The sequence below is a fragment of the Micromonospora trifolii genome (assembly GCF_022229005.1).
Classification (GTDB): domain Bacteria; phylum Actinomycetota; class Actinomycetes; order Mycobacteriales; family Micromonosporaceae; genus Micromonospora; species Micromonospora trifolii.
The window spans coordinates 32,616-58,341 of sequence record NZ_JAKKFD010000010.1; the positions used below are offsets into that span (position 1 = coordinate 32,616).

The 25,726-nt window shown below is 72.4% G+C and carries 23 protein-coding genes; 13 read left to right on the plus strand and 10 right to left on the minus strand.

Annotated features, from left to right (window positions below):
• Positions 1-42: 42 nt before the first annotated feature.
• A complete protein-coding gene (dapD, locus tag NIE79_RS07200; RefSeq protein WP_112675716.1) occupies positions 43-1,002 on the minus strand; it encodes a 2,3,4,5-tetrahydropyridine-2,6-dicarboxylate N-succinyltransferase in 960 nt (319 codons plus the stop codon).
• A gap of 78 nt (positions 1,003-1,080) precedes the next feature.
• Between dapD and dapE the strand changes: the two genes are divergently transcribed.
• Positions 1,081-2,154, plus strand: coding sequence for a succinyl-diaminopimelate desuccinylase (gene dapE, locus NIE79_RS07205; protein ID WP_091406181.1), 1,074 nt, complete (start codon positions 1,081-1,083; stop codon positions 2,152-2,154).
• 57 nt (positions 2,155-2,211) lie between these two features.
• Here the strand turns inward: dapE and NIE79_RS07210 are convergent, their stop codons facing one another.
• Positions 2,212-2,379 carry a hypothetical protein gene (locus NIE79_RS07210; RefSeq protein ID WP_238677800.1) on the minus strand — a complete coding sequence of 56 codons (168 nt, stop codon included), beginning with the start codon at positions 2,377-2,379 and terminating at the stop codon, positions 2,212-2,214.
• Positions 2,380-2,533: 154 nt separating this feature from the next.
• Here NIE79_RS07210 and NIE79_RS07215 point away from each other — a divergent pair, with 154 nt between their 5' ends.
• The 7 genes from NIE79_RS07215 to NIE79_RS07245 all read left to right on the plus strand — a co-directional run bounded on the left by NIE79_RS07215 (position 2,534) and on the right by NIE79_RS07245 (position 13,592).
• On the plus strand, positions 2,534-3,400 hold the full coding sequence (locus NIE79_RS07215; protein ID WP_238677801.1) for an LOG family protein: 867 nt from the start codon (positions 2,534-2,536) through the stop codon (positions 3,398-3,400).
• A complete protein-coding gene (locus NIE79_RS07220) occupies positions 3,400-3,945 on the plus strand; it encodes an LOG family protein (RefSeq protein WP_112675715.1) in 546 nt (181 codons plus the stop codon). Before NIE79_RS07215 ends, NIE79_RS07220 begins: the two co-directional genes overlap by 1 nt.
• 194 nt (positions 3,946-4,139) lie before the next feature.
• Complete coding sequence (locus tag NIE79_RS07225) at positions 4,140-7,673, plus strand: ATP-dependent helicase (RefSeq protein ID WP_238677802.1); 3,534 nt, start codon at positions 4,140-4,142, stop codon at positions 7,671-7,673.
• A 64-nt stretch (positions 7,674-7,737) separates the two neighbouring features.
• A complete protein-coding gene (locus tag NIE79_RS07230; protein ID WP_238677803.1) occupies positions 7,738-11,178 on the plus strand; it encodes an ATP-dependent helicase in 3,441 nt (1,146 codons plus the stop codon).
• A 226-nt stretch (positions 11,179-11,404) separates the two neighbouring features.
• Complete coding sequence (gene cspE / locus NIE79_RS07235; protein WP_007464836.1) at positions 11,405-11,608, plus strand: transcription antiterminator/RNA stability regulator CspE; 204 nt, start codon at positions 11,405-11,407, stop codon at positions 11,606-11,608.
• 225 nt (positions 11,609-11,833) lie between these two features.
• Complete coding sequence (locus NIE79_RS07240) at positions 11,834-13,147, plus strand: DEAD/DEAH box helicase (protein WP_238677804.1); 1,314 nt, start codon at positions 11,834-11,836, stop codon at positions 13,145-13,147.
• Between the two features lie 244 nt (positions 13,148-13,391).
• Positions 13,392-13,592, plus strand: a complete 201-nt coding sequence (locus NIE79_RS07245) for a hypothetical protein (protein ID WP_091406170.1) — start codon at positions 13,392-13,394, stop codon at positions 13,590-13,592.
• Between the two features lie 212 nt (positions 13,593-13,804).
• Here the strand turns inward: NIE79_RS07245 and NIE79_RS07250 are convergent, their stop codons facing one another.
• Genes NIE79_RS07250 through NIE79_RS07265 form a run of 4 tightly spaced genes read right to left on the minus strand, consistent with a single transcriptional unit; the run spans position 13,805 to position 16,979 of the window.
• Positions 13,805-14,263, minus strand: coding sequence for an RrF2 family transcriptional regulator (locus tag NIE79_RS07250; RefSeq protein WP_238677805.1), 459 nt, complete (start codon positions 14,261-14,263; stop codon positions 13,805-13,807).
• A gap of 1 nt (position 14,264) precedes the next feature.
• Complete coding sequence (locus NIE79_RS07255; RefSeq protein ID WP_238677806.1) at positions 14,265-15,149, minus strand: ABC transporter permease; 885 nt, start codon at positions 15,147-15,149, stop codon at positions 14,265-14,267.
• On the minus strand, positions 15,139-15,918 hold the full coding sequence (locus tag NIE79_RS07260) for an ABC transporter ATP-binding protein (protein WP_238677807.1): 780 nt from the start codon (positions 15,916-15,918) through the stop codon (positions 15,139-15,141). Before NIE79_RS07260 ends, NIE79_RS07255 begins: the two co-directional genes overlap by 11 nt.
• Entirely contained in the window at positions 15,915-16,979 is a 1,065-nt protein-coding gene (locus tag NIE79_RS07265; protein ID WP_238677808.1) for an ABC transporter substrate-binding protein, read from the minus strand. Before NIE79_RS07265 ends, NIE79_RS07260 begins: the two co-directional genes overlap by 4 nt.
• A 173-nt stretch (positions 16,980-17,152) precedes the next feature.
• Between NIE79_RS07265 and NIE79_RS07270 the strand changes: the two genes are divergently transcribed.
• From NIE79_RS07270 to nudC, 4 genes are read left to right on the plus strand one after another with little or no spacing between them, the layout of a single operon-like run.
• Entirely contained in the window at positions 17,153-18,268 is a 1,116-nt protein-coding gene (locus tag NIE79_RS07270) for an LLM class flavin-dependent oxidoreductase (RefSeq protein ID WP_238677809.1), read from the plus strand.
• 10 nt (positions 18,269-18,278) lie between these two features.
• The gene (locus NIE79_RS07275) at positions 18,279-19,589 is read left to right on the plus strand and encodes a M16 family metallopeptidase (protein ID WP_238677810.1); all 1,311 of its coding nucleotides are present in this window, start codon (positions 18,279-18,281) and stop codon (positions 19,587-19,589) included.
• The gene (locus NIE79_RS07280; RefSeq protein WP_238677811.1) at positions 19,586-20,938 is read left to right on the plus strand and encodes a M16 family metallopeptidase; all 1,353 of its coding nucleotides are present in this window, start codon (positions 19,586-19,588) and stop codon (positions 20,936-20,938) included. Before NIE79_RS07275 ends, NIE79_RS07280 begins: the two co-directional genes overlap by 4 nt.
• A gap of 37 nt (positions 20,939-20,975) precedes the next feature.
• Positions 20,976-21,935 (plus strand): NAD(+) diphosphatase, encoded by a 960-nt coding sequence (nudC, locus tag NIE79_RS07285; RefSeq protein ID WP_238677812.1) that lies wholly within the window; start codon positions 20,976-20,978, stop codon positions 21,933-21,935.
• A gap of 128 nt (positions 21,936-22,063) precedes the next feature.
• Here the strand turns inward: nudC and NIE79_RS07290 are convergent, their stop codons facing one another.
• The 3 genes from NIE79_RS07290 to NIE79_RS07300 all read right to left on the minus strand — a co-directional run bounded on the left by NIE79_RS07290 (position 22,064) and on the right by NIE79_RS07300 (position 23,848).
• Positions 22,064-22,339, minus strand: a complete 276-nt coding sequence (locus NIE79_RS07290; RefSeq protein WP_238677813.1) for a hypothetical protein — start codon at positions 22,337-22,339, stop codon at positions 22,064-22,066.
• Positions 22,340-22,553: 214 nt separating this feature from the next.
• Positions 22,554-22,793, minus strand: a complete 240-nt coding sequence (locus tag NIE79_RS07295; protein ID WP_124822952.1) for a DUF397 domain-containing protein — start codon at positions 22,791-22,793, stop codon at positions 22,554-22,556.
• A 74-nt stretch (positions 22,794-22,867) separates the two neighbouring features.
• Positions 22,868-23,848, minus strand: coding sequence for a helix-turn-helix domain-containing protein (locus NIE79_RS07300; RefSeq protein ID WP_238677814.1), 981 nt, complete (start codon positions 23,846-23,848; stop codon positions 22,868-22,870).
• Positions 23,849-24,063: 215 nt separating this feature from the next.
• Here NIE79_RS07300 and NIE79_RS07305 point away from each other — a divergent pair, with 215 nt between their 5' ends.
• Positions 24,064-25,437 carry an MFS transporter gene (locus NIE79_RS07305; protein WP_372471418.1) on the plus strand — a complete coding sequence of 458 codons (1,374 nt, stop codon included), beginning with the start codon at positions 24,064-24,066 and terminating at the stop codon, positions 25,435-25,437.
• Here the strand turns inward: NIE79_RS07305 and NIE79_RS07310 are convergent.
• Entirely contained in the window at positions 25,427-25,669 is a 243-nt protein-coding gene (locus tag NIE79_RS07310; RefSeq protein ID WP_112681335.1) for a mycoredoxin, read from the minus strand. The genes NIE79_RS07305 and NIE79_RS07310 overlap by 11 nt on opposite strands.
• Positions 25,670-25,726 lie beyond the last annotated feature (57 nt).

Consider the following 25,726-nt stretch of genomic DNA (forward strand, 5'->3'; position numbering starts at 1 on the left):
GTCCGGGTCCGCGGCCGAGCGCCGCGGACCCGGACGGGTCCGTCAGTCGTTGGCGTGCAGGGCGGCGTTCAGCTCGATGCCCCGGCCGGTGCGCGGCCGGGCCTCCAGCCCACCGGTGACCGAGTTGCGCCAGAACAGCAGGCCGTCGACGCCGGACAGCTCCCGGGCCTTGACCACCCGGCCGTCGGGGAGCGTGATCTTCGACGCGGCGGTGATGTAGCAGCCGGCCTCGACCACGCAGTCGTCGCCGAGTGAGATTCCGACACCGGCGTTCGCGCCGACCAGGCTCCGCTCGCCGATGCTGATCTTGTCGGTGCCGCCGCCGGAGAGGGTGCCCATGATGGAGGCTCCGCCGCCGATGTCGGAGCCGTCGCCGACCAGCACGCCCTGCACGATCCGCCCCTCGACCATCGAGGTGCCGACGGTGCCGGCGTTGAAGTTCACGAAGCCCTCATGCATCACAGTGGTGCCGGCGGCCAGGTGCGCGCCGAGGCGGACCCGGTCGGCGTCGGCGATCCGCACACCGGAGGGCACCACGTAGTCGGTCATCCGGGGGAACTTGTCGACCCCGTACACCGCCAGGTGCCGACCGGCGGCCCGCTCGATCACCCGCAGCTCGTCCACCCGCTCCGGGGGGCACGGCCCGGCGGACGTCCACGCCACGTTGGCCAGCTTGCCGAAGATGCCGTCCAGGTTGAGCTGGTTGGGTCGCACCAGGCGGTGCGAGAGCAGGTGCAACCGGAGGTACGCGTCGGACGCGTCCTTGATCGGGTCGTCCAGCGAGCCGATCACGGTGACCACCTGCACGGTACGCAGACCGGGCAGGGGCCGGTCACCGAGCGCGGCCGGCGGCAGGTCGAGCACGTCCGCCTTGTCCTCGCCGGCGACCAGCGGCAGCTCGCCCAGGCCCAGCTTGCCGGTCGGGTACCAGGTATCGAGCACCTGCTCGTCGGCGGTGACCGTGGCCAGGCCGATGCCCCAGGCAGAATCTGCGGACGTCACTGTTACACCTCTCGGTCACGGCCGGGCTGACCTCGGCTCGCTCCTCGCGCTGACAGACCTGAAGGTACCGTGCGAACCATGGAGAACCCGCTGACCCCCGAGGTCCTCGCCGATCCGGTGCAGCTGACCCGCGCTCTGGTCGACATAGAGTCCGTGTCCCTCAACGAGAAGGCGATCGCCGACTGTGTCGAAGAGGTGCTGCGGGGCGTACCGCACCTGACCACCCACCGGCACGGCAACACGGTGATGGCGCGCACCGACCTCGGTCGGTCGCAGCGTGTCGTGCTGGCCGGGCACCTCGACACGGTGCCGTTGAACAACAACTTCCCCTCGACAATGCGCGGCGACCTGATGTACGGCTGCGGCACCTCCGACATGAAGTCCGGCACCGCGTACGCGCTGCACCTGGCGGTGACGCTGCCCGAGCCGCGCTACGACGTGACGTACTTCTTCTACGAGGCCGAGGAGATCGAGTCCCGGTACAACGGGCTCAACCTCGTCGCCCAGGCGTTCCCGGAGTGGTTGCAGGCGGACTTCGCGGTGCTGCTGGAGCCGACGTACGGCATCGTCGAGGCGGGCTGCCAGGGCACCATGCGCTCGGTGGTCACCACGACCGGCGTACGCGCCCACTCGGCGCGCTCCTGGCACGGGGTGAACGCCATCCACGCCGCCGGCGAGGTGCTGCGACGCCTCCAGACGTACGAGGCGCGTCGGGTCACCATCGACGGCTGCGACTACCGCGAGGGCATGAACGCGGTGCGGATCAACGGTGGGGTGGCCGGCAACGTGGTCCCCGACCTCTGTGAGGTCGAGGTCAACTACCGGTTCGCTCCGGACCGCACCCCGGCCGAGGCGGAGGCGCACCTGCGCGAGGTGTTCGCCGGCTTCGAGGTGACAGTCACCGACACTGCTGCCGGTGCCGCGCCCGGGCTCGACGCGGCCCCCGCGAAGGAGTTCCTGGCGGCGGTCGGCGCCGCGCCGATCGGCAAGCTGGGTTGGACGGACGTGGCCCGGTTCGCGGCGATGGGCATCCCCGCGCTGAACTTCGGCCCGGGGGACCCGAACCTCGCCCACCACCCGGACGAGCACGTCGAGATCAGCAAGATCCGCGACGGCGCGGCAACCCTGCACCGTTGGCTGGCCCCGGCCTGACCCCGGCCTGCCTGCCCCGGTTCGCGTCCCGTCGCCCCGGTGATCAAGAGGTTTGCGTCAGCCTGGCCCGTTGTCGGCGACGCAAACCTCTTGATCGGTCCCGGAGGGGATGGGGGAGGTTGGGGTCGGGTTCTGCTGGCGGGTGCGGCGGCGTTCGGCCACCACGTCTCGGATCCGTCGCTGCATCTGGCGACGGATCCGGATCATCTCGTTGTTGCTGATCACGCTGTCTCCTCCCCCGAAGGCGCGCGCCGGGGCATACCCGGTATGTGAATAGTAAGACGTACGGGAGCGCCGAATAGTTGCCCATGATCCCGAACAATTTCTCGGCGTCCCCGCCCCGCGCACCCGGCCGGTGCTGCTCCACTACGGTTGCCCCATGAGCCAGAGCAACGGGCGGGAGGCCGGTCGCGGTCCGGGACAGGAGCGGCATCGCGGAGCGGTCACCCTGCGCAGGGGGGCGATCCCGAGCAGCACCGCCGATCAGCGACTGCTGGATTCACGGGGCCGGGGCGACTGGAAGACCAAGGACGCCTGGCGTGCGCTGCGCATCCTGGCCGAGTTCGTCGAGGGTTTCGACACCCTCGCCGACGTGCCGTCCGCGGTCAGCGTCTTCGGCTCCGCGCGCAGCGCGCCGGACAGCGCCGAGTGCCAGTTGGCCGAGCAGGTGGGCGGCGCGCTGGCCCGCGCCGGCTACGCGGTGATCACCGGAGGCGGACCCGGCGTGATGGAGGCCGCCAACCGGGGCGCCAGCGAGGCCGGTGGGCTCTCCGTGGGGCTCGGCATCGAGCTTCCGTTCGAGCAGGGCATCAACGACTGGGTCGACCTGGCCATCGACTTCCGCTACTTCTTCGCCCGCAAGACGATGTTCGTCAAGTACGCCCAGGCGTTCGTCGTGCTGCCCGGCGGGTTCGGCACCATGGACGAGTTGTTCGAGGCGCTCACCCTGGTGCAGACCGGCAAGGTCACCCGGTTCCCGGTGGTGCTCATGGGTGTCGCCTACTGGCAGGGCCTACTCGACTGGCTGCGTGACACGATGGCCGCCACCGGCAAGATCGGGCCGGTCGACCTGGACCTGATCTGCCTCACCGACGACGTCAACGAGGCGGTCCGCTACATCGTCGCCTCGGAGGCCGCGCTCTCCGCCGAGCAGGAGGCGGTCCGCGAGGAGGCTGTCGCCCGCACCGGCGCGGACCAGCAGACCGCCGCCGAGCAGGCCGCCGAGCAGCCCCGGGACCACGACTGATGGCGGCGATCTGCGTCTTCTGCGCCTCCTCTCGTACTCTCGATCAGCGCTGGTTGGACCTGGCCGCCGAGACCGGCGCGGAGCTGGCCCGGCGCGGCCACACGCTGGTCAGCGGTGGTGGCTGCGTCGGCATGATGGGCGCGCTGGCGGACGGCGCCCGCTCCGCCGGTGGGCGCACCGTCGGCGTGATCCCGCAGTCGCTGGTCGACCTGGAGGTCGCCGACCTGGCCTCGGACGAGCTGCTGGTGACCGACTCGATGGCCAGCCGCAAGACCCTGATGATCGACAAGTCGGACGCCTTCCTCACCCTGCCCGGCGGGCTGGGCACCCTGGACGAGTTGTTCGAGGTCTGGACCACCGCCACCCTGGCCCTGCACACCAAGCCGATGGTGCTGATCGACACCGACGGGTTCTACCGTCCCCTGTTGGACTGGCTGGACGCGCTGGCCGACCAGACCTTCCTCAAACCGGCAGGCCGCGACCTCCTGACGGTCACCACCACCGTCACCGAGGCCCTGGACGTCCTGGAATCCCACCTAACCTGACCGCCCCACCCCACCCCACCCCACCCCACCCCACCCCGGGCCCGGCCCCGCCCGTCCGCGGTGATCATGGAGTTGGCGACGTCGCTGTCGGCGTGTCGCGCCGCTAAGTTCATGATCGACGGGGGTGGATGGGGTGCGGTGTGCGGGTGGGGTTTGGGCGGGTGGGTGTCGTATGGGTCTGATGGGATGAGCTGATGCAGGCGTACCGGTTGGTGCGGCGGCCCGGAGGGCCGGCGCGGGGGGACGGGACGACGCCTGACAACGCTCCCGTGCCCGCCGGCGGCGGCACGTCAGTGGGCGTTGTCGGCGCGTCGGGTGGGCCCGATGGTGTGGCCGGGCCCGAGCTGGCCTTCGGCGGCGGCTGGCGGGCCGACCCGATGCAGGCCGAGGTGGTCGGGCACACCGACGGGCCGATGCTCGTGCTCGGCGGCCCGGGCACCGGCAAGACCAGCACGCTGGTCGAGGCGGTCGCCGCCCGGGTGACCGAGGGGGTCGACCCCGAACGGATCCTGGTGCTGACCTTCGGCCGCCGAGGCGCCACAGCGCTGCGGCAGCGCATCGAGGCCCGGATCGCGCAGGACGGCCACCGGGTGCTGCGCGAGCCGCTGGTGCGCACCTTCCCGGCGTACGCCTTCGGGTTGCTCCGCCGCGCCGCCGCCGAGCGGGGCGAACCGTCGCCCCGGCTGCTCACCGGCCCCGAGCAGGATCTGATCATCCGTGAGCTGCTGGACGTGGTGGGGGAGGAGCCCGAGGACGACCCGGTCGGCTGGCCGACCGACCTGCGTCCCGCCCTGCGAACCCGGGCGTTCGCCGGGCAACTGCGCGACCTGCTCATGCGCGCCGCCGAGCGTGGCGTGGGCCCGGTCGACCTGGCCCGGCTGGGTGACAAACTCGGCCGTGCCGACTGGCCGGCCGCAGCCCGCTTCCTGCGGGAGTACGTCGCCGTGCTCGCGCTGCGCGACGTCAGCAACCGGGGCTCCATCGCGTACGACCCGGCGGAGCTGGTCCGGGCAGCCACCGGTCTGCTGCGCGACGACGAGGAGTTGCTGGCCGCCGAGCGCCGTCGGCTCGCGTACGTCTACCTCGACGAGCTGGCCGACACCGACCCCGCCCAACTGGAGCTGCTCTCGGTGATCGCCGGCGGTGGCAAATCGCTCGTCGCGTTCGCCGACCCGGATTCCTCCACGTACGCCTTCCGGGGCGCCGACCCGGCCGGGGTGGCGACGTTCCCGCACCGGTTCCGGACGGCTTCCGGTGCGCCGGCCGCGCAGGTGCTGCTGACCACTTCGTACCGGGCCGGGCCGGGTCTGCTCGCGGCGATCGCCCGGCTGGGTCGCCGGCTGCGGGGTCCGGCCGCACACCGTCGGCTGCACCCCCTGCCGGACGCGCCGCCCGGTGTGGTCGAGGTGCACACCTTCCGCTCGGCGACCAGCGAGGCCGCCTGGTTGGCCCACGCGCTGCGCTCGGCCCACCTGCTCGACGGCGTGCCCTGGTCCCGGATGGCGGTGCTGGTGCGGTCGACCGCGTTGCAGCTGCCCACCCTGCGACGGGCGCTGCACGCTGCCGGCGTGCCCACAGTGGTGCACGGTGAGGATCTGCCACTGCACCTGCAACCGGCGGTCGCGCCGCTGCTGCTCCTGCTGCGCTGCGCGCTGGAGCCGGAACGACTCGACGAGGAGGCCGCCGTCGCGCTGCTGCACTCGCCGCTGGGCGGGGCCGACCCGCTGGCCGAGCGGCGGCTGCGGCAGGGCCTGCGGGCGCTCGCGCTGGCCAGCGGTGACCGACGCCCCTCCGGGGAGCTGATCGTCGAGGCCTTGCAGGACCCGGAGGAGTTGGCCGGCATCGAGCGGCGCTGGGCGGAGCCGGCGCAGGCGGTGGCCGGTCTGCTGGCCATCGCCCGCGAAGCCGCCGCCCGGCCGGGTGCGACAGCCGAGGACGTGCTCTGGGCCGTCTGGCACGCCAGTGGTCTCGCCGAGCGGTGGGCCGGCGCGATCAACCAGGGGCGTCCGGAGGCCGGCGAGGGCGACCTGGCCCGGCGGCGGCGGGCCGAGGCGGCCGACCGCGATCTGGACGCCGTGCTGGTCCTGTTCGACGCGGCGGCCCGGTTCACCGATCGGCTGCCCGGCGCCCGCGCCGAGGTCTTCCTCGACCACGTGCTCGCCCAGGACCTGCCGGCCGACACCATCGCCCCGACCGCCGACCGGGGTGCGGCGGTCCGCCTGCTCACCGCGCACGCCGCGAAGGGCCTGGAATGGGATCTGGTCGCGGTGGCCGGCGTGCAGGAGGGCATCTGGCCGGACCTGCGCCTGCGCGGCAGCCTGCTCGGCTCCGAGCGCCTGGTCGACGTGCTGGCCGGCCGGTCGGTCGACGGCGCGACAGTGGCGAACGTGGTGGGTCAGACCTCGGCGTTGCTGGATGAGGAGCGCCGGCTCTTCCACGTCGCCATCAGCCGGGCCCGGCACCGGCTGCTGGTCAGCGCCGTGGCGTCGGCCGCCGTGGGCGGGGACGACCACGAGGAACAGCCCAGCCGGTTCCTGCACGAGCTGGGCCCGAGCACCCGGCCGCCAGGCACGCCGCCGACGCCGCCCACCCCGCCGACAGCGTCCGGTCCGCCGCCCGGTCCCCGCACCGGGCCGGCCTCCGGCGGCGTCGGGGGCGCTGCGGAGGGCGAGAGCGGCGACGAGGAGCCGGACCGCCCCGGGGCACTTCCGGTGACCCGTCCACCCCGGGCGCTGACACTGCCGGCGCTGGTCGCCGAACTGCGTACCGCCATCACCGACCCGGCCGCCCCGGGGGCCCGGCGGCGCGCCGCGGCGGCCGAACTGGCCCGGCTCGCCGCCGCCGGCGTGCCCGGCGCGCACCCCGACGACTGGTGGGGGTTGCGGGTGCTCTCCGACGACCGCCCGCTCGTCGATGACGGCGACCCGGTGCGGGTCACCCCGTCGGCAATGGAGAGCGCGCTGCGGTGCAGCCTGCGCTGGCTGCTGGAACGGCACGGCGGCAGCGGCCCGACCAGCACCGCGCAGGGGGTGGGCAACCTGGTGCACGCCGCCGCGATGCTCGCCGAGGACGCCAGCGCCGACCGGGGCGCGCTGCTCGACTACGTGGCCGCCCGGTTCGACGCGATCGAGCTGGCGGCCCGGTGGATGGCCGGGCCGGAGCGGGAACGCGCCGAGGCGATGGTCGACAAGCTGCTGCGCTGGCTGGCCACCAATCCGCGCCGGTTGCTCGCCATCGAGCACGAGTTCGCCGTCCGCCTGGACGACCCGAGTCGGCCCATCGACCTGACCGGTCGGGTCGACCGGCTCGAGGTCGACGAGGCCGGGCGGCTCGTGGTGATCGACCTGAAGACCGGCAAGTCCACAGCTGTCACCGGCACCGACCTGGCGGAGCACCCACAGCTCGGTGCCTACCAGGCGGCGGTGGAGGCGGGTGCGTTCGCCGAGTTCGGTGACGAGTCCGGTGGTGCCGCGCTGGTGCAGCTCGGCACCTCCGCCAAGGACGCCAGGGAGCAGAATCAGCCGGCCGCCAGCGAGGGGCCGGCGGCCGGTTGGGCGACCGCGCTGGTCCGGCGGACCGCCGATACGATGGCAGCCGCCACGTTCGCCGCGGTGGCCAACTCGAAGTGCCGGGTCTGCCCGGTGCGCACCAGCTGCCCGGTCTCCGGGCAGGGTCGCCAGGTCGTCGAGCCGCCCACCGTCCGACGTGCAGGTGAGGGCGAGGAGTGAGCGTGCGAGCCCAGTCGCGTGTGAGGGCGAGGAGTGCGCCGGTGTTGGGAACTGAGACGGCACCGTGAGTCAGCCCACCCTGTTCGGCGCGGGTCCGGCTCCGACGCCCCGACTCGCGGACTCCGGCCCCCGGTACACGCCGGTGGAGCTGGCCAAACTGCTGCGGTTGCCGGCGCCCACCCGGGAGCAGGCCGCGATCATCGCCGCCCCGGTGGAGCCGCTGCTGGTGGTCGCGGGCGCCGGGTCGGGCAAGACCGAGACGATGGCCGCGCGGGTGGTCTGGCTGGTGGCCAACTCGTACGTGCGGCCGGAGCAGATCCTCGGGCTGACCTTCACCCGCAAGGCGGCCGGCGAGCTGGCCCATCGGGTACGGACCCGGCTCGACCAGTTGATCCGCCGCCTCGGCCGGCAGGAACGGAACCCGCTGGACGATCCGCTCGCCGGCGAGCCCACCGTCTCCACCTACCACTCGTACGCCGGGCGGATCGTCACCGAGCACGGGCTGCGGGCCGGCTACGAGCCGTCCACCCGGCTGCTCACCGAGGCGTCCCGCTGGCAGTTGGTCGACCTGCTGGTGCGCAACTACGACGGCGACATGTCCGAGGTGGACCGGATGCCCAGCACCATCACCGACGCGGTGCTGGCGCTCGCCGGGGAGTTGGACGAGCACCTGGTCGCGCCGGACGACCTGGCGGCCTGGACCGGTCGGTTCTTCGCCGAGGTGCAGTCCCGGCCGGGTCGGGTGTACGCCGACGTGCGCAAGGCGCTCACCCTCCAGCAGACCCGGTTGCGCCTGTTGCCGCTGGTCCGGGCGTACGCCCGGCGCAAGGAGGACTTCGAGGCGATGGACTTCGCCGACCAGCTCGCCCGGGCGGCCCGTGTGGCGCGGGACCACCCGGGCGTCGGCGTGATCGAGCGGGACCGCTTCCGGGTGGTGCTGCTCGACGAGTACCAGGACACCAGCCACGCCCAGGTGGTGTTGCTCAACGCGCTGTTCGGTGGCGGGCACCCGGTGACCGCTGTGGGCGACCCGTGCCAGTCCATCTACGGCTGGCGGGGGGCCAGCGCGGGCACCCTGGACCGGTTTCCCACCGAGTTCGCCCGCGCCAACGGCGAGCCGGCCCCGGCGCTGGGTCTCACCACGAGTTGGCGCAACCGCCCGGAGATCCTCCGGGTGGCGAACACGCTCTCCACCCCGCTGCGGGCGGCGGGTGCCCGGGTGCCGGAGCTGCGCTCCGCGCTGACCGTCCGGGACCCGATCCCGCACCGCAGCCCGGGCGGTACGGCCGGCGGCACTGTGCACTGCGCGATGCTGCCCACGTATGCCGACGAGGCCGACTGGATCGCCGACAGCGTGCTCGCCGCCTGGCGCGGGGCGGCCGGGATGCCGGGTGCCGCCCCGGAACACATCCCGGTGGCCCGCCGTCCGACGACCGCCGTGCTGGTCCGGGTGCGCAGCCAGATCCCGGCGATCGAGTCGGCGCTGCGGGAGCGGGGCCTACCGGTCGAGGTGGTCGGGCTGGGCGGTCTGCTGGACACTCCTGAGGTCCGCGACGTGGTCTGCACGCTGCGGGTGCTGGCCGACCCGACCGATGGCGCCGCGCTGCTGCGGTTGCTCACCGGCGCCCGTTGGCGGATCGGGCCGCGTGACCTGGTGGCGTTGCACCGGCGGGCCCGGGCCATCGCGAACGCCCGGCGACAGGTGGCCGCCGACGAGGCCTCGGAGATCAGCCCCGACCTGTTGGACGAGGCGACTCTGGTGGAGTCGTTGGCCGATCTCGGGCCGGCGCAGGCGTACTCGGCGGAGGGGTTCGCGCGGCTGCGCGCGTACGGCCGGGAGTTGGCGTTGCTGCGCTACCGACTGGACCAGGCGCTGCCGGACCTGATCGCGGACATCGAGCGGACCATCGGCCTGGACGTGGAGGTCGCGGTGCGGGCCGGCCGGGACGGCGCCGGCGACGCGGGCCTGGCCCGGGGGCATCTGGACGCGCTCGGCGACGTGGCGGCCCGGTTCAGCGGGGAGACGCCGGGCGCGACCCTGTCCGGGTTCCTGTCCTATCTGGCCGCCGCCGAGGACGAGGAGCGCGGTCTGGCGCCGGGCGAGGTCGAGGTGGTGGAGGGCGCGGTGCAGGTGGTCACCGCGCACGCCGCCAAGGGCCTGGAGTGGGACGTGGTGGCGGTGGCCGGGCTCAGTCGCGGGCTGTGGCCGGGGCCGGTCCGCAACTCCGACCACTGGCTGGGTGGGCTGGGCGTGCTGCCGTTTCCGCTGCGCGGTGACGCCGACGGGTTGCCCGAGTTGGCGCTCGACGAGGCGGGGGACCAGCGGGCCGTGGCACGGGCGGTGACCGACTTCACCGACGCGTGGCGGGCCCACGACGAGCGGGAGGAACGCCGGCTGACGTACGTGGCGGTCACCCGGCCGCGCCGGCTGCTGCTCTGCTCCGGTTACTGGTGGGGCGAGGGCACGAAGCGACCGCGAGGTCCGTCGGTCTTCCTGCGTGAGGTGTACGACGCCTGCCTCGACGGTGGGCCGGGGCACCTGATCGACGCGTGGGCGCCGGAGCCGACCCCCGATGCGACGAACCCCACGGCCGAGGTGGTGCTCCGCGCCGAGTGGCCGGCCGATCCGCTGGGCGGTCGCCGGCCGGCGTTGGCCGAGGCGGCCGGGCTGGTGCGTCGCCTGATGGCCGAGGGTCCGGCGGCGCTTCCCGGGCCGGTCGGGCCGGTGCTCAACGGGCCGGTGCTGCCGACCGGGTCTACGGCCGAGCCGGCCGAGCCGGTCGAGCCGGTCGAGCCGGAGGTGGATCCGGAGGTGGCGCGCTGGCAGAGTGAGGCGGACCTGCTGTTGGCGGAGCGCGCCGAGCTGACCCGGCTCTCCGGTGCGGTCGAGGTGGCACTGCCCGGGGCGCTGAGCGTCACCCAGCTGGTCGCGCTGCGGCGTGATCCGGCGGCGCTGGCCCGTACGCTGCGTCGCCCGGTGCCGGCCGAGCCCAACCCGTACGCCCGCCGAGGCACCGCCTTCCACGCCTGGTTGGAGCAGCGCTTCGGCGCCGACCGCCTGTTGGACCTGGACGAGCTGCCCGGCGCGGCCGACGCCGATGCCGCACCCGACGAGGCTCTGGTCGAGCTTCAGGAGCGGTTCCTGGCCAGCGAGTGGGCCGACAGGTCACCTGTGGAGGTGGAGGTGCCGTTCGCCACTGTGATCGCCGGAGTGGTGGTGCGGGGCCGGATGGACGCGGTCTTCGCCCGGCCGGGTGGTCGGTTCGACGTGGTCGACTGGAAGACCGGCGCGCAGCCCACCGGGCCGGCGGCCGACGTGGCGGCCGTGCAGCTGGCGGTCTACCGGCTGGCCTGGGCGGAGTTGGCCGGCGTGCCGGTCGACCGGGTGGGCGCGGCGTTCCATTACGTCCGGCACGGGGTGACCGTCCGGCCCGCCGACCTGTTGGATGTGACGGGCCTCACGGCCATGATCGCCCAGTTGCCCGAGGATTCTGCCCAACGTTGACCATCGCGGGGAAAACCGTGGTAGGTTGACCGGGTTGCAGTTTTGGTTACCAGAGACTCTGTGTGCGCCTGGCGGGATTGTGGCCCCAGGCGCTCTTTGTTGTGTCCGGAGTTCTCCGGGCGGGGCGACCAGAAGCGACAGGCGATTCGCGCATCCCCGCGCGGAGCGCTCCTCTTCGGGCAGGCAACAAGTGCGTGTCCGACGTTCCGTCAAGGAGACGAAACACATGGCTATTGGCACCGTGAAGTGGTTCAACGCTGACAAGGGCTTCGGCTTCATCACCCCGGACGGCGGCGGCGCTGACGTCTTCGCCCACTTCTCGGCGATCCAGTCCTCCGGCTACCGGAGCCTGGACGAGAACCAGCGGGTCGAGTTCGAGGTGACCCAGGGCCAGAAGGGCCCGCAGGCGGAGAACATCCGCCCGCTCTGATCTTCGGATCGGTCAGCATTACCTGTCGCGCCCTCCGGGTGTGACGGTGACGGGACCGGCCCGCCCCGCCGCCGCCTGCGTACGCGCAGGCGGCGGCCCGGCGGCGGGCCGGCCTGTACTCCCTTTCGGTTCGTGCTTGTGAGTCCTGGCGGCCTTTTTCCGCTGGTGACAGCGCCGACTTCGGCGCCCTCCCTCGACACGTGCCGCGTCGAGGAAGGCTTCCGCATGACCACAGTTATTCCCTCGTTCGCTCATACCGGTCTGGCGCCGGCGCTGCTCACCGCGCTGACCGCGCAGGGCATCACCGAGCCGTTCCCGATCCAGTCGGCGACGCTGCCCGACTCGCTCGCCGGCCGGGACGTGCTGGGCCGGGGTCGTACCGGCTCCGGCAAGACCCTCGCCTTCGGGCTTCCGCTGCTGTCCCGCACCGCCGGCCGTAAGGCGCGGCCGGGCCGTCCGCTGGCCCTGGTGCTGGTGCCGACCCGCGAACTGGCCCAGCAGGTCACCACCGCCCTGGCCCCGTACGCCCGCGCCGTTGGGCTGCGCTGCGCCACGGTGGTTGGCGGCCTGTCGTTGCAGCGTCAGGCGGACGCCCTGCGCGCCGGCACCGAAGTTGTCGTCGCCACCCCCGGTCGGCTGCACGACCTGATCAACCGCGGCGACGCCCGGCTCGACCAGGTCGAGATCACTGTGCTCGACGAGGCCGACCAGATGGCCGACATGGGCTTCCTGCCGCAGGTCACCAAGCTGCTGGAGCAGGTCGCGCCGCAGGGGCAGCGGATGCTCTTCTCGGCGACCCTGGACGGGGGCGTGGACCGGCTGGTCCGCCGCTTCCTGAGCAACCCGGTCACCCACTCGGTGGACCCGGGCACCGCGACGGTCACCGCGATGACCCACCACGTGCTGCACGTCGACGCTGCGGACAAGCCCGACGCGTTGACCCGGATCGCCGCCCGTGAGGGCCGCACCATCCTGTTCATGGGCACCAAGCACCGCGCCGACCGGCTGGCCCGCCAGCTGCTCTCCAAGGGCGTACGCGCGGCCGCGCTGCACGGTGGCAAGTCCCAGCCGCAGCGCACCCGGATCCTGGAGCAGTTCCGCAACGGTCAGGTGACAGCCCTGGTCGCCACCGACGTGGCGGCCCGCGGCATCCACGTGGACGGCCTGGACATGGTGGTCAACGTGGACCCGCCGACCGAGGCGAAGGACTACCTGCACCGGGGCGGCCGTACCGCCCGGGCCGGCGAGTCCGGTTCCGTTGTCACCCTGGTCCTGCCGGAGCAGCGCCGGGACGTGTCCCGGCTGATGGCCACCGCCGGCATCCGGCCCGAGTCGGTCCAGGTGCGCCCGGGTGACGGGGCGCTGGCCCGGGTGACAGGTGCCCGCGAGCCGTCCGGTGTACCGGTGACCATCGTCGCTCCGCCGGCGCCCGCCTCTCGGGTCCGTACCTCCGGCGGCTCAGCCGCCGACGGTGGCGCCCGGCCGGCGCACCGCGCGTCGGGCCGGTCCCGTCGCCCGCGTCGGCCCCGTACCGTCTGATCCTCTGCGCGTCGACCGACCCGTCCCGCTTCGGTGGGGCGGGTCGGTTTTGTCTGCACGGTGTTCCGGGCCGGTCGGCTGTCAGTGCGACCCGACCGGTCAGCCGGCGGCGCCGGGTGGCCCCTGTGCTGAGTCGGTAATCAGCCTCCGCTGGGTCGGCTGGCCGACTGCGCCCCGGCCGGTCGTGGTCGAGGCTGACCGACGGGGAAAGTCGGGCGGGGGGCCCGGCTCGGGAGGGGTGACCATGGCGGGCGAAGCCGGCTCGGGCGCACTGCGCGAACTGATCCTGGTCGTTGCGGTCGCGCTCGCCGGGTTGTTGCTCGCCATGGTTGCGGCCTTCGCGCCCTGGCATGCCACCCCGGCGGGTAACGCTCCCGCCGGTCTGGTGGAGCTGCACAGTCCTGGCGACCCGGGCCTCGGCCCGGCGACCGCACACGTGGGCTGAGCAGCGACCGGCCTACCGGTGCCGGCGGAGGGGCAGGCCCGGTCAGGATCGGTACGAGGTGTGGTCGGGTCGGCGGGGCACCGACCCGACCACATCGCCTTTACACCCTCCTCGGTGCGCCCGGGCACGACGCCGGCCCAAGATCGCGCTCGATCCAGGAAGTAGGCCCCTCGCCAGGCGGGCGAGGCCACTACATCAATGATCGAGCGCGATCATGCGAGCGGTGCGTCGGTGCTGACCGCACTGGGGGCGTGGGTGAGCAGGTCGGCCAGTGTGGTGCTGTCGACCACAGTGGCGATCGCACCGTGCACCGCCAGCCAGACGTCGGTGAGCCCGGCGGCCACCCCGTGATAGCCGGCCCGCTCGGCCGGCAGACCGCGCACCGTGGTGAGCGAGCCGCCGACCGCACGCAGCACGTCTCCGACGGTGATCTCGTCGGCTGGGCGGGTCAGCGCGTACCCGCCGTCGGCGCCGCGATGGCTGTGCAGCAGACCGGCCCGGCGCAGGTCGAGCAGGATGCCCTGGAGGAAGCTGAGCGGGATGTCCTGCACCTCGGCCAGGCTGGCCGCCTTCACCAACTCGCCTACCCTGTCGCCGTCGCCGCCACCACTGGCGGCGGCGACGGCGAGCATCGCCCGGAGCGCGTAGTCGCTGCGCGCGGAGACGAACACGTCACTGACCGGCCTGGTCCAGCACGCCCCAGCGGCGCCGGATCGCCTTGTCCGCCGCACCGAACGCGGCGTCGACGACCAGGCCGACGACCAGGATGACGATCATCGTGGAGAGCAGCCAGGGTGCGTCGGACAACTCACGGGAGTAGGTGAGCTGTGCGCCGAGCGAGGTCTGCGAGATGCCGCTCACGAGCAGCTCACCGGCCATCAGGCTGCGCCAGGAGAAGGCCCAACCCTGCTTGAGGCCGGCGACGATCGCCGGCAGCGCGGCCGGCGCGATGACGTACCGGTAGAGGTTGAGCCCGCGCGCACCCAGGTTGCGGCCGGCGCGCTTCAGCAGCGGCGGCACGTAGTCCACGCCGGAGATCACCCCGTTGGCGATGGACGGTGCCGCGCCGAGCACCACCACGAAGAAGATCGCCTTCTCGCTCAGCTCGAAGAGCAGGATGGCCAGCGGGAACCAGGCGATCGACGGCATGGTCTGCAACGCGGTGATCATCGAGCCGATCGCGGCGCGCAGCACAGTGGACCGGGCCACCGCGAGGCCCAGCAGCAGGCCGACGGCGACGGAGAAGACGTACCCGAGGGCGGCCCTTTGCAGCGTGGTGACCAGGCCGTCCCAGAGCTGCGGGCCCTGGGCCTGGGCCACCAGCTCGCGGCCGACCTCCAACGGCGGCGGCAGTGAGTACGGCGGCTTCCAGCCCGTCCAGACCACGATCTGCCAGGCGGCGATGGCGATGGCCAGCGCTGCCAGCTTGGGCCAGGTGGCCGCCCAGATACGCGCGCCCCGGGAGACCTCCTTGTCCCGACCGGCGATCTCCAGCGCGTCGAGGCCGGTGATCTCCGCGTCGGTACGCGCCGAACTGGTGAGGGTGTCACTGGCCATGGCGGCCCACCTCCGTACGGAGCCGCTCGGTGACCTCGGCGGCGATGGCGGCGACCTCGGGGGAGTCGATCCGGCGGGGGCGCGGGATGTTCACCTCGGTGGAGTAGATGATCCGGCCGGGTCGGCTGGAGAGCAGGAGGATCCGGTCGGCCAGCCGGGCCGCCTCGCGGACGTTGTGCGTCACGAAGAGCACCGAGAGTTTGCGCTCGGACCAGATCCGTTCCAGCTCGTCGTGCAGGATGTCGCGGGTCATCGCGTCCAGCGCGCCGAACGGCTCGTCCATCAGCAGCACCGGGGTGTCCAGGGCAAGGGTGCGGGCCAGCGCGACCCGCTGCCGCATTCCGCCGGAGAGCTCGTGCGGGCGCTTACGGCCGAAGTCGGCCAGGTGCACGGTGCGCAGCAGCTCGGCCACCCGCTCGCGACGCTGGGCGCGGGGCAGGCGGCGCAGCTTGAGGGGCACCTCCACATTGGCGTCGACGGTCAGCCACGGGAAGAGCGCCGGCTCCTGGAACATCAGGCCCGGGTTGGCGTCGCCGGCCAGGGTGATCTGCCCACCGCTGACCTGGTCCAGCCCGGCCACCAGGTTGAGCAGGGTGCTCTTGCCGCAGCCGGACGCGCCGACCAGGCAGACGAACTCGCCGGGCGCGACGTCGAGCGACACACCGTCCAGGGCCAGGACGGCGTTCGTCCCGCGCCCGTACACCTTGGTCACGCCCGAGAGCGCGACCGCTGTGGTCGCGCTCCCCGGCGTCGTCGTGGTCGACGTCATGGCTGGACGACCTCGGGCTTCCCCTGCGCCTTGAGCGCGTTGTTGAGGTACTTCAGGTCGTACAGGCCCTTGAGGTCCACCGGCTCGGTCAGGTCCACGTCGACGGCGTGGTCGAGCCCGGCCTTCAGCGAGGATGAGATCGGGTCGTTGGTGAACTCCAACGTCGGCCACGCCTGCTTGATGAGCTTCAGGTCCAACGGCTTGCCGGTGATCTTGCCGATCGCGTCGGAGATGGCCTGCTGCGCCTCCTCCGGCTTGGTGTTGACGAACTCGTTGGCGGCCACCTGGCCGTCGACCAGCTTCTGCACCACGTCCGGGTGCGCCTTGAGGAACTTCGTGCTCACCAGCAGGTTGGTGATGACGAACTTCTTGTCCGGCCACAGGTCGCGCTCGTCGACCAGCACCTTGCCGCCGGCGTTGACCAGGCGGGAGACGAACGGCTCGGGCACCCAGGCGCCGTCGATCCCGCCGCTGTTGAACGTCTCGATGGTCTGGGCGTTCTCCTGCGGCACGATCTTGACGTCACCACCACCCTCCTTGGTGGTGGTGAGGCCCTGCTGCTTGAGCCAGTACCTGATCGCCACGTCCTGGGTGTTGCCCAACTGCGGGGTGGCGATCTTCTTGCCCTTCAGGTCCTGCGCGCCGGTGATGCCGGGCTTGACCACCAGCGCCACGCCACCGGAGGCCGCGCCGGAGACGACCCGGACGGCCTCACCCTTGGACTTGGAGAAGGCGTTGACGGTCGGGTTCGGACCGATGTAGGTGGCGTCCAGCGCGCCGGAGAAGACCGCCTCGATGGCGGCCGGGCCGGCGTTGAAGGTTTTCGGGTCCAGCTTGACGTTGGTGCCGAGCTTCTCCGCGAAGATGCCCTTCTCCACGCCGACGACCGCCGACGCGTGGGTGATGTTGGGGAAGTAGCCGAGGCGCAGCGTCACCGGGCCGGAGCTGCCGCCCGCGCCCTCGCTGTCGTCGCCGCACGCGGCGGTGCTGCCCAGGGTCGCCGCGCCGACCACGGCGAGGGTGGCCAGGGTGACCAACCGGCGCAGGGGGAGCCGTCTCATCGTCCATCCAATCCGCAGTATTCCTACTTAGTTGGTAGGAAGAGTGGGCCAGGCTGCGGTCAGCGTCAAGGCCCATCCATATGGCGGGATGGCGCGTCTCAGTTATGTCGGTATTTCCTACCAGCTTGCTAGGGTAATCGGCATTCGGTCACCGGCAGAGAGGCGACTTCGCGATGACCTTCCACTGGTTCCTGCCCACCTCCGGCGACGGCGACCAGGTCGGTGCCGCCACCGTCACCGCCGGCGCCGCGAGGCACGACCGGGCCGCGACGGTGGCCTACCTGGCCGAGGTTGGCCGGGCGGCCGAGACGAACGGGTTCAGCGGCGTTCTCACCCCGGTGGGCGCCGGCTGCCCCGACCCGTGGATCGTCTGCGCCGCGGTCGCCCAGCACACCGATCGGCTCGGCATGTTGGTCGCGGTCCGGGCCGGTTTCGCGCTGCCCACCCTGATCGCCCAGCAGGCCGAGGCGTTCCAGGCCGTCTCGGGTGGCCGGCTGTCGCTCAACATCGTGACCGGTGGCGACCCGGCCGAGCAGCGGGCGTACGGCGACTTCCTCGGGCACGACGACCGCTACGCGCGTACCGGTGAGTTCGTCGAGGTGCTTCGCCGCGCCTGGGCCGGCGGGCCGTTCGACTACGCCGGAAAGCACTACCGGGTCGACGGCGGCGGCCTCGCCACCCCACTTGCCGCGCCTCCGCCGGTCTACTTCGGCGGTGCGTCACCGGCCGCCGAGACGGTGGCCGCCCGACAGGCCGACGTGTACCTGATGTGGGGCGAACCACCGACGTCGATCGCGGCCCGGGTCACCCGGGTCCGGGCACTCGCCGCCGAGCACTGCCGCACCCTGCGCACGGGCCTCCGTCTGCACGTCATCGCCCGGGCGACCAGCGCCGAGGCGTGGGCCGAGGCGGACCGGTTGCTGGCCGGGATGAGCCCGGAGCGGATCGCCGCCGCCCAGGCGCGGTTCCGCCGGATGGACTCGGTGGGCCAGGCCCGGATGGCCGCGCTGAACGCCGGCCGCGCCGACGGGCTCACCGTCGCACCGAACCTCTGGGCCGGCGTCGGCCTGGTCCGCGAGGGTGCCGGCACCGCGCTGGTCGGCAGCTACGCCGAGGTCGCGGCCCGAATCGACGAGTACGCCGCGCTCGGCGTCGACGAGTTCATCCTCTCCGGCTGGCCGCACCGCGAGGAGGCGGAGCGGGTCGGCGCCGAGGTGCTGCCCCTGGTGACGGCCCCGGTCGCGGCGGCTCCGGGAAGGTCGCGGGTGGCGGAGGTGTCGACGCGCTAGGGTCGACTCCGTGGCGGCGCGGAGATCCAGAATTCCAGCGACGAAGTATCCGGTCGAGCGGTTCACCCTCGACAACGGCCTGCGGGTGGTGCTCACCCCCGATCGCAGTGCCCCGGTGATCGGGGTGGCGGTGGTCTACGACGTCGGCATCCGCTCGGAACCGGAGGGGCGTACCGGCTTCGCCCACCTCTTCGAGCACCTGATGTTCCAAGGCTCGGAGAACCTGGAGAAGTTGGCCCACTTCCGGCACGTGCAGGGCGCGGGTGGCACCTTCAACGGCTCCACCCACCTGGACTACACCGACTATTTCGAGACGCTGCCGAGCAACGCGCTGGAACGCGCGCTGTTCCTGGAGGCGGACCGGATGCGGGGCCCCCGGCTGACCGAGGAGAACCTGCGTAACCAGGTCGACGTGGTCAAGGAGGAGATCCGGGTCAACGTCCTCAACCGGCCGTACGGCGGCTTCCCCTGGCTCGCTCTGCCTCCGGTCATGTTCGACACGTTCCCGAACGCCCACGACGGCTACGGCTCCTTCGACGACCTGGAGTCGGCGACCGTCGCCGACGCCGCGGACTTCTTCCGCCGCTACTACGCCAGCGGCAACGCCGTGCTGGCCGTGAGCGGCGACATCGACGTGGCCGAGGCGACCGAGCTGGTCACCCGGCACTTCGGCGACGTGCCGGCCCGACCGGCACCGCAACGGCCCGACTTCACCGAGCCCGACCTGAGCGCCGAGCGGCGCACCTCGTACACCGATGCCCTGGCGCCGCTGCCGGCGGTGGCCGGCGCCTGGCGCGTGCCCGACCCGGTCACCGACTTCGCCGGCTACCTGCCGTACGTGGTGCTGGCCGAGGTGCTCACCGACGGCGACGCGTCGCGGCTGGTCGAGCGACTGGTGCAGCGCGACCGCACGGTGACCAGCCTCGGCGGGTACCTCGGTTTCATGGGTGACCCGTTCGACGTCCGCGACCCCACCGCGCTGCTGTTGCAGGCGCACCTGCCGCCCGGTGGGGATGTGGACAAGGTGCTGCGCACCATCGACGAGGAGCTGGACCGACTGGCCACCGACGGGCTGACCGACGGTGAGCTGGCCCGCACCCAGGCCCGGATGGCGACCCACCTGCTGCGGGACACCGACGCGGTGCTCGGTCGGGCGCTGCGGATGGCCGTGCTGGAGCAGCAACGGGGCGAACCGGGCCTGCTCAACGAACTGCCCCGGCTGGTCGGCGAGGTCACCGAGGAGCAGGTCCGGGCCGCCGCGGCCACAGTGCGCCCGGAGCGCCGGGCCGCCATCGAGGTCATCGCCGGAGGCGCCCGATGAGTGTCACGACGACCACCACTGCTCCGGTCGGGCCGCGTACGCTGCCGCCGCTCGGGCCGACCCGCAAGCTCACGGTGCCCAAGCAGGCCGAGCGCACGCTGAGCAACGGTCTCACCGTGATCGCCGTACGCCGGCCCGCCGTACCCCTTGTCGAACTGCGACTCTGGGTGCCGTTCGGCCGGGTCCACCTGGCCCGCGGCGCGATGCTCTCGCAGACGATGCTCTCCGGCACCGAGTCGATGACCAGCGTGCAGATCGCCGCCGAGTTGCAGAAGGTGGGCGGCGGGCTCTCCGCGGGCGTCGACCCGGACCGGCTGATGCTCTCCGGCGCCGGCCTGGTCACCGGTCTGGACCGGATGCTGGAGCTGCTGGCCGAGGTGCTGACCGGTGCCAGCTACCCCAGCGACGAGGTGGCCACCGAACGGGACCGGCTGGTGGACCGGATCCAGGTGGCGCAGAGCCAACCGGCGCACCTGGCCCGGGAGGCGCTGCTCAAGCGGATCTACGGCCGGCACCCGTACGCGACGCAGACGCCGGAGCCCGGCCAGATCCGGGCCGTCCGACCGGCGGCGCTGCGCACCCTGCACTCGGAGCGGGTCCACCCGACCGGAGCGCAGTTGGTGCTGGTCGGTGACGTACAGCCGGAGAAGGCGCTGGACGCGGCCGAGCGGGCGCTCGGCGGCTGGTCGGGTGCCGGGCGGGTGGCCGAGCTGCCGGCGACCCCGCCGCTGGAGCCGGGGCCGCTGCTGCTGGTCGACCGGCCGGGGTCGGTGCAGTCCTCGCTGCGGATCGCGCTGCCGGCGGTGTCGCGCACCGACAATGACCACGCCCCGCTGCAACTGGCCAACCTGATCTTCGGCGGCTACTTCTCCTCCCGGTGGGTGGAGAACATCCGCGAGGACAAGGGCTACACCTACGGCCCGCACTCGGTGATCGAGCATTCCGTCGCCGGGTCGGTGCTGGTCGCCGCCGCCGACGTGGCCACCGAGGTCACCGGCCCGGCTCTGCTGGAGACGACGTACGAGCTGGGTCGGTTGGCGTCGCTGCCGCCGAAGCCCGAGGAGTTGGAGCAGGCCCGGCAGTACGCCCTGGGCACCCTCCAGCTCGGCATGTCCACCCAGGCCGGATTGGCGGCGTTGACCAGCGCGTACGCCGGGAACGGTCTGCGCCTGGACTTCCTCGCCGAGTACGCGGCGAGATTGGCGAAGGCGAGCATCGACGACGTCGCGCAGGCGGCGGCCCGCTACCTGGCCCCGGCCCGAGCGGCGATCGTGGTGCTCGGCGATGCGGAGCGGATCACCCCGGGGCTGGCCGCGCTGACCACGGTTCACACCGAGCAGAAGGCGTGAGCGAGCGAACCATGGGGCTCAGCAGGGGAGCGCTGGCGTGAGCGGGGAGGCGGCGCCGCCGTTGGCGCGGTCCACGCTGGATCGGGCAGCGCACCGGCGGGGTGACTCGCAGTGGTTGACCGAGGCGTGGTTGCGCGCCCGGGTGCTGCTGCTCGATTCGACCGACGAGGGTCGGACGCTGGCTCGCACCGAGACGTCGCCGCCGACGTTGGTGCTGTTCGGGGCGGGTGACGTGCCCGCCGGGTCCGAGTCGATGGCGATGTTCCTGGGTGTCGAGCCGGACGGGGTGCCGGTATTCGCTGTCGACACGCCTCTTCCGACGATCCCGGGGACCCGGGCGGTCCACCTCCGGGAGGTGGGTCACCTGCTCGCCGACCGGGAGGCCGGCATCTTCACCACCGCGTTGGCGCTGGTCAACTGGCACACCCGACACGGTTACTCGACGAGCACCGGCGCGCCGACCGCTATGGACGAGGCCGGTTGGTCGCGGGTGGACCGTAATGGTGGGCGGATCTGGCCGCGTACCGACCCGGCGATGATCGTGCTCGTCCACGACGGCGTGGACGGCCCCGACGGTCGCTGCCTGCTCGGCAACAACGCCGGCTGGCAGGGCACCCCGGGTGGTCGCCGTTACTCCTGCCTGGCCGGCTACGTGGAGCCGGGCGAGTCGGCGGAGGCGGCCGTGCTGCGCGAGGTCCGCGAGGAGGTGGGCATCGGGGTCGAACGCATCGGGTACGTGGGCAGCCAGGCCTGGCCGTTCCCGGGCTCGCTGATGCTGGGTTTCCTGGCCACCGCGAACCCGACCGAGCCGGTGCGGGTCGACCCGTCCGAGATCGCGTACGCCCGGTGGTTCTCCCGGCGGGAGATCGGGGCGGCGCTGGCCGGGCAGACGGTGGACGTGGGCGACGGGGCCAGGCTGATCCTGCCGCCTCCGTCGTCGATCGCGCTGTTCCTCATTCACCGCTGGCTCGACGGCTGGGTGGACGCCGACCGCTGAGCACGGTCCCGGCCCGTGGCCGCCGTTGCCGCGGCGGTCACGGGCCGGGAACACGGGCCGTCGTGGTCGGCGGGTGCGAGTAACGCGGCGGGGGAGCCGGTCCGACCACGACGGACGACCTGTGAAAATCAGGTGCCGGTGCGGCCCGGTCTGTGTCGGAAGGCGGGCCGCGACTCGACGAGCGGGAGGACCTTGACCCGTTGCTTGCCGGCGCGGACCGCACCGACGGTGGCCAGGGCCCGGGCCAGCAGCAGCGCGGCGTCCCGGTCCTCGGCGTGCACGATCTGCCGGCGTGGCTCGGGCGTGGTCGTCTCGTCGCGAAGTCGGTGGCCGTCCGCCCAGGCGGCGGCGATGTCCCCGTCAGCGACGGCGCGGATGTCGGTGCGAACGATCAGGAACCGCATGAGGGTCTCCGGATGAACCGCGACGGATGAGCCAGTGTGGAAGTTCCACGTACTCGAGGGCCATGTTACGCCCCGTGTTCGTCCCAGCAACTGAAACGCGCCTATCGGTTTCGAGCCTCGTCCGATTAGCCGATGGCTGCTCAGCAGGGTCGCCGGGTCGCAAAGCGACGGGGCCGCCGGCAGTGCGCCGACGGCCCCGTACCAGTCACTGAAATCAGTTCAGATCGAACTGGCCCTTCTTCGCCCCGGTGATGAAACCGAGCCATCCCGTGCGGTTGAACAGCAGCACCGGGCCGCCCCGGTCCTTGCTGTCGCGCAGGGCGACCGCCGACGGGCCGGTGGCGAGTGGGGCGACCTCCACGCAGTTGGAGGTCTGGCTACGTGTGCTGGTACGCCACGGGGCGTCCGCCAACGAGTGGGCGGAGACGGACGGCGTGTTGCGGATGTCGTTCATGGTTCTGCTCCTGATGTGCAGCGATCCGATGGGACGAGTGGTGCCGCACGTCCCGACGGAGGGTCCCCCGTGGATCACCGGTCCGTCAGTCGCCCTGATTCCCGGCGGCGTTGGGTCGGCGCCGTTGCCGGCCCGAACGCCACTGTGGATGGGGGCGTTGCCTCGGTCAGCCGTCCCGTCGCCTCGATCAGCCAGGAGAGGGTGTCCGAAGCGTTAAGTGCCGCCGTGCATAGCCACTCGAACACCACTTTATAGCGATTTAGCGTGATTGACTCGGTCGACATGACGTCGGTGAAGCCACCTTCGATGGCCAATGTCTCCGGATCGAGGGGATCGGCGAACCGATAGACCGAGAAGGCGGTCGGCGGAAGGTACCAATTTCCGATCTGGGTATCCCGCGGCAGCACGTGCAGGGCCACGTTGGGCAGCAACGCCAACTCGCAGAGTTGGAGCAGTTGCTCGTGCAGCACCTCCGGCGGCCCGGCGCGACGGCCGAGAGCCGCCTCCTCCAACACGGCTGTGTAGCGGGGAGCGTGCGGTTCGCGGGTCAGCAGCGACTGGCGGGCCAGCCGGGCCTGCACCTCGGTCTCCGGCTCGTCGCCGGGCTCCGGCTCGCCCGCGCCCGCGTTCACCTGCCGGGCCGACACGATTCGCAGCTGGGCGTACCCCGGGGTTTGCAGCAGGCCCGGCACCAGCACCGGGTTGTACTCGGAGATCTCCGCGCAGCCCGCCTCCAACTCGGCCCAACTGCGCTGTTGCTGCGTCATCACCGGGAAGTTCTTCAACCAGCCGCGCATGTCGCCGGCCTCGTTGGTGATGCCCAGCAGCTCGTCGTGCAGCGCCTGGTCGGCGCCGTAGAGGTCGAGCAGGTCGCCGACGTCCTGCGGGTCCGGTCGGCTGCGGCCGTTCTCCAAGCGGGACAGTTTGGACGCGGAGGCCCAACCGATACGCTCGATGACCTGATCGCCGGTGAGGCCAGCGGCCTCACGTAGGCGGCGCAGCTCGATGCCCAACCGGCGACGACGCAGGATCGGGCTGGGTGCGGCAGGAGGCACAGTGTCCTCTTTCCCGTCGACCGCCGCAGACGCGACGGTAACTGTATGAAATTCGCCCCCCACGGTCAGTATGGACGGCGCGACCGGTGTCGGAGGTTCCGGCGAGGGCGTGTCTTGCGAAAATCGCACCACGGGAATGCCGGATGACGACGGACCCGCGGTCGCGGCCCGTCGACCTCGCCCATCTGGGCACGCCATCCCGCCGGAGGGACCCCATGCGCACGATCCTGCGCCGACCCGACTTCCGCCTGCTCTTCGGCGGCCTGCTGGCCAGCATGACCGCCGAGTCGATCCTGCTGCTCGCACTCGCCATCTGGGTCAAGGATCTGACTGGCTCGAACGGGTTGGCCGGCGCCACGATCTTCGCGGTCATCGCGCCGATGACGCTGGCGCCCCTGGTCGGCTGGGTCGTCGACCGCTACCCGCGCAGGCCGTTCTTCGTGGCCGCGAACGTGCTGACCGCAGCCCTGCTCGCCCCGTTGTTCACAGTGCGCGACGCGGGCGACATCTGGGTCGTCTACCTGGTGGCCGCCCTGTACGGACTCTCGTCCATCACGCTCGGCGCGGCGCTCAGTGGGCTCATCCGCGAGATGGTGCCGGTCGAGCTGCTGGCCGACGCGAACGGCGTGCTCCAGACAGTGCGCCAGGGGATTCGACTGGTCGGCCCGCTGGTGGGCGCGGCGCTCTACGCGGCGCTCGGCGGGTGGGTGCTGGCCGGAATCGGCATGGTCGGATTTCTGACCGCGGCGGCGGTGGTCACCGCGCTGCCCACCCCGCAACAGCTGCCACCGGCCGTACGGCTGCGGTGGCCGGCCGAGTTGGGCGCCGGCCTGCGGCACCTGGCCGGCGAGCCGGCCCTGCGGCGGGCCCTGCTCGGCTACGGGCTCGGGTCGCTGGTGATGGGCTTCAGCGAGTCGCTCATCTTCGCCTATGTCGACCAGGGGCTGAACCGGGATGCCGCGTTCGTGGGCGTGCTGGTCACCGTGCAGGGCGTCGGTGGGTTGCTCGGTGGGCTCTGCTCACCGACGCTCGTCCGCCGGCTCGGAGAGGTCGGCACGCTGGCCGCCGGGGTCGCGTTCTTCTCGCCGGCCGCGCTCGCGCTCGCGTACCCCGATCTGCGGCTCGGGTTCGCGGCGGTGCTGCTGGCCGGGGTGTCGCTCCCGCTGACGATGGTGGGGTTGCACACGCTGATCCAGCGCCGCACCCCGCCATCGCTGGTCGGCCGGGTGGCCGCGGCCACCCAGGCGGTGGTCAGCGGACCGCAGGCGTTCTCCATCGGGGCGGGCGCCCTGCTGGTCGGGTTCCTGGACTACCGGTTGCTGTTCGCGCTGGTCGGCGTGGCCACGCTGGCCGCCGGCAGCTACCTGTGGCGGGGTCGGCACCTGAGCGCGCCGGCCGGGGCCCGCCCGCCGACGCCGCCCACCCGCCCGACGCTCCCGGCGCCCCGCCGACCGGTCGAGGACGCCGACCGACCCGGGCTTCCGGCACCCACCGACCGTCGCCACAGTGACCCGTTCCCGAACACGACGAGCGGCCGCCCCGGCTGGGGCGGCCGCGCACCGAAAATGAACCGGCAGATCAGGCGTTGAGCGTCTCCAGGTGCTGCTTCACCTGGGTGATCGAGGGATTCGTCAGGGCACTGCCGTCGGCGAAGCGCAGCGTCGGCACCGTCTGGTTACCGCCGTTGACGCTCATCACGAAATCCGCGGCCTTCGGGTCCTGCTCGATGTCGACCACCTCGTACCCGATGCCCTCCCGGTCGAGCTGCGACTTCAGCCGGTGGCAGTAGCCGCACCAGGGGGTGGAATACATCGTCAGCATCCTCGGATCCTCCAACTCCTCCGGCCGCGGCTTGCGGATCAAGCCGAGCCTGTTCGC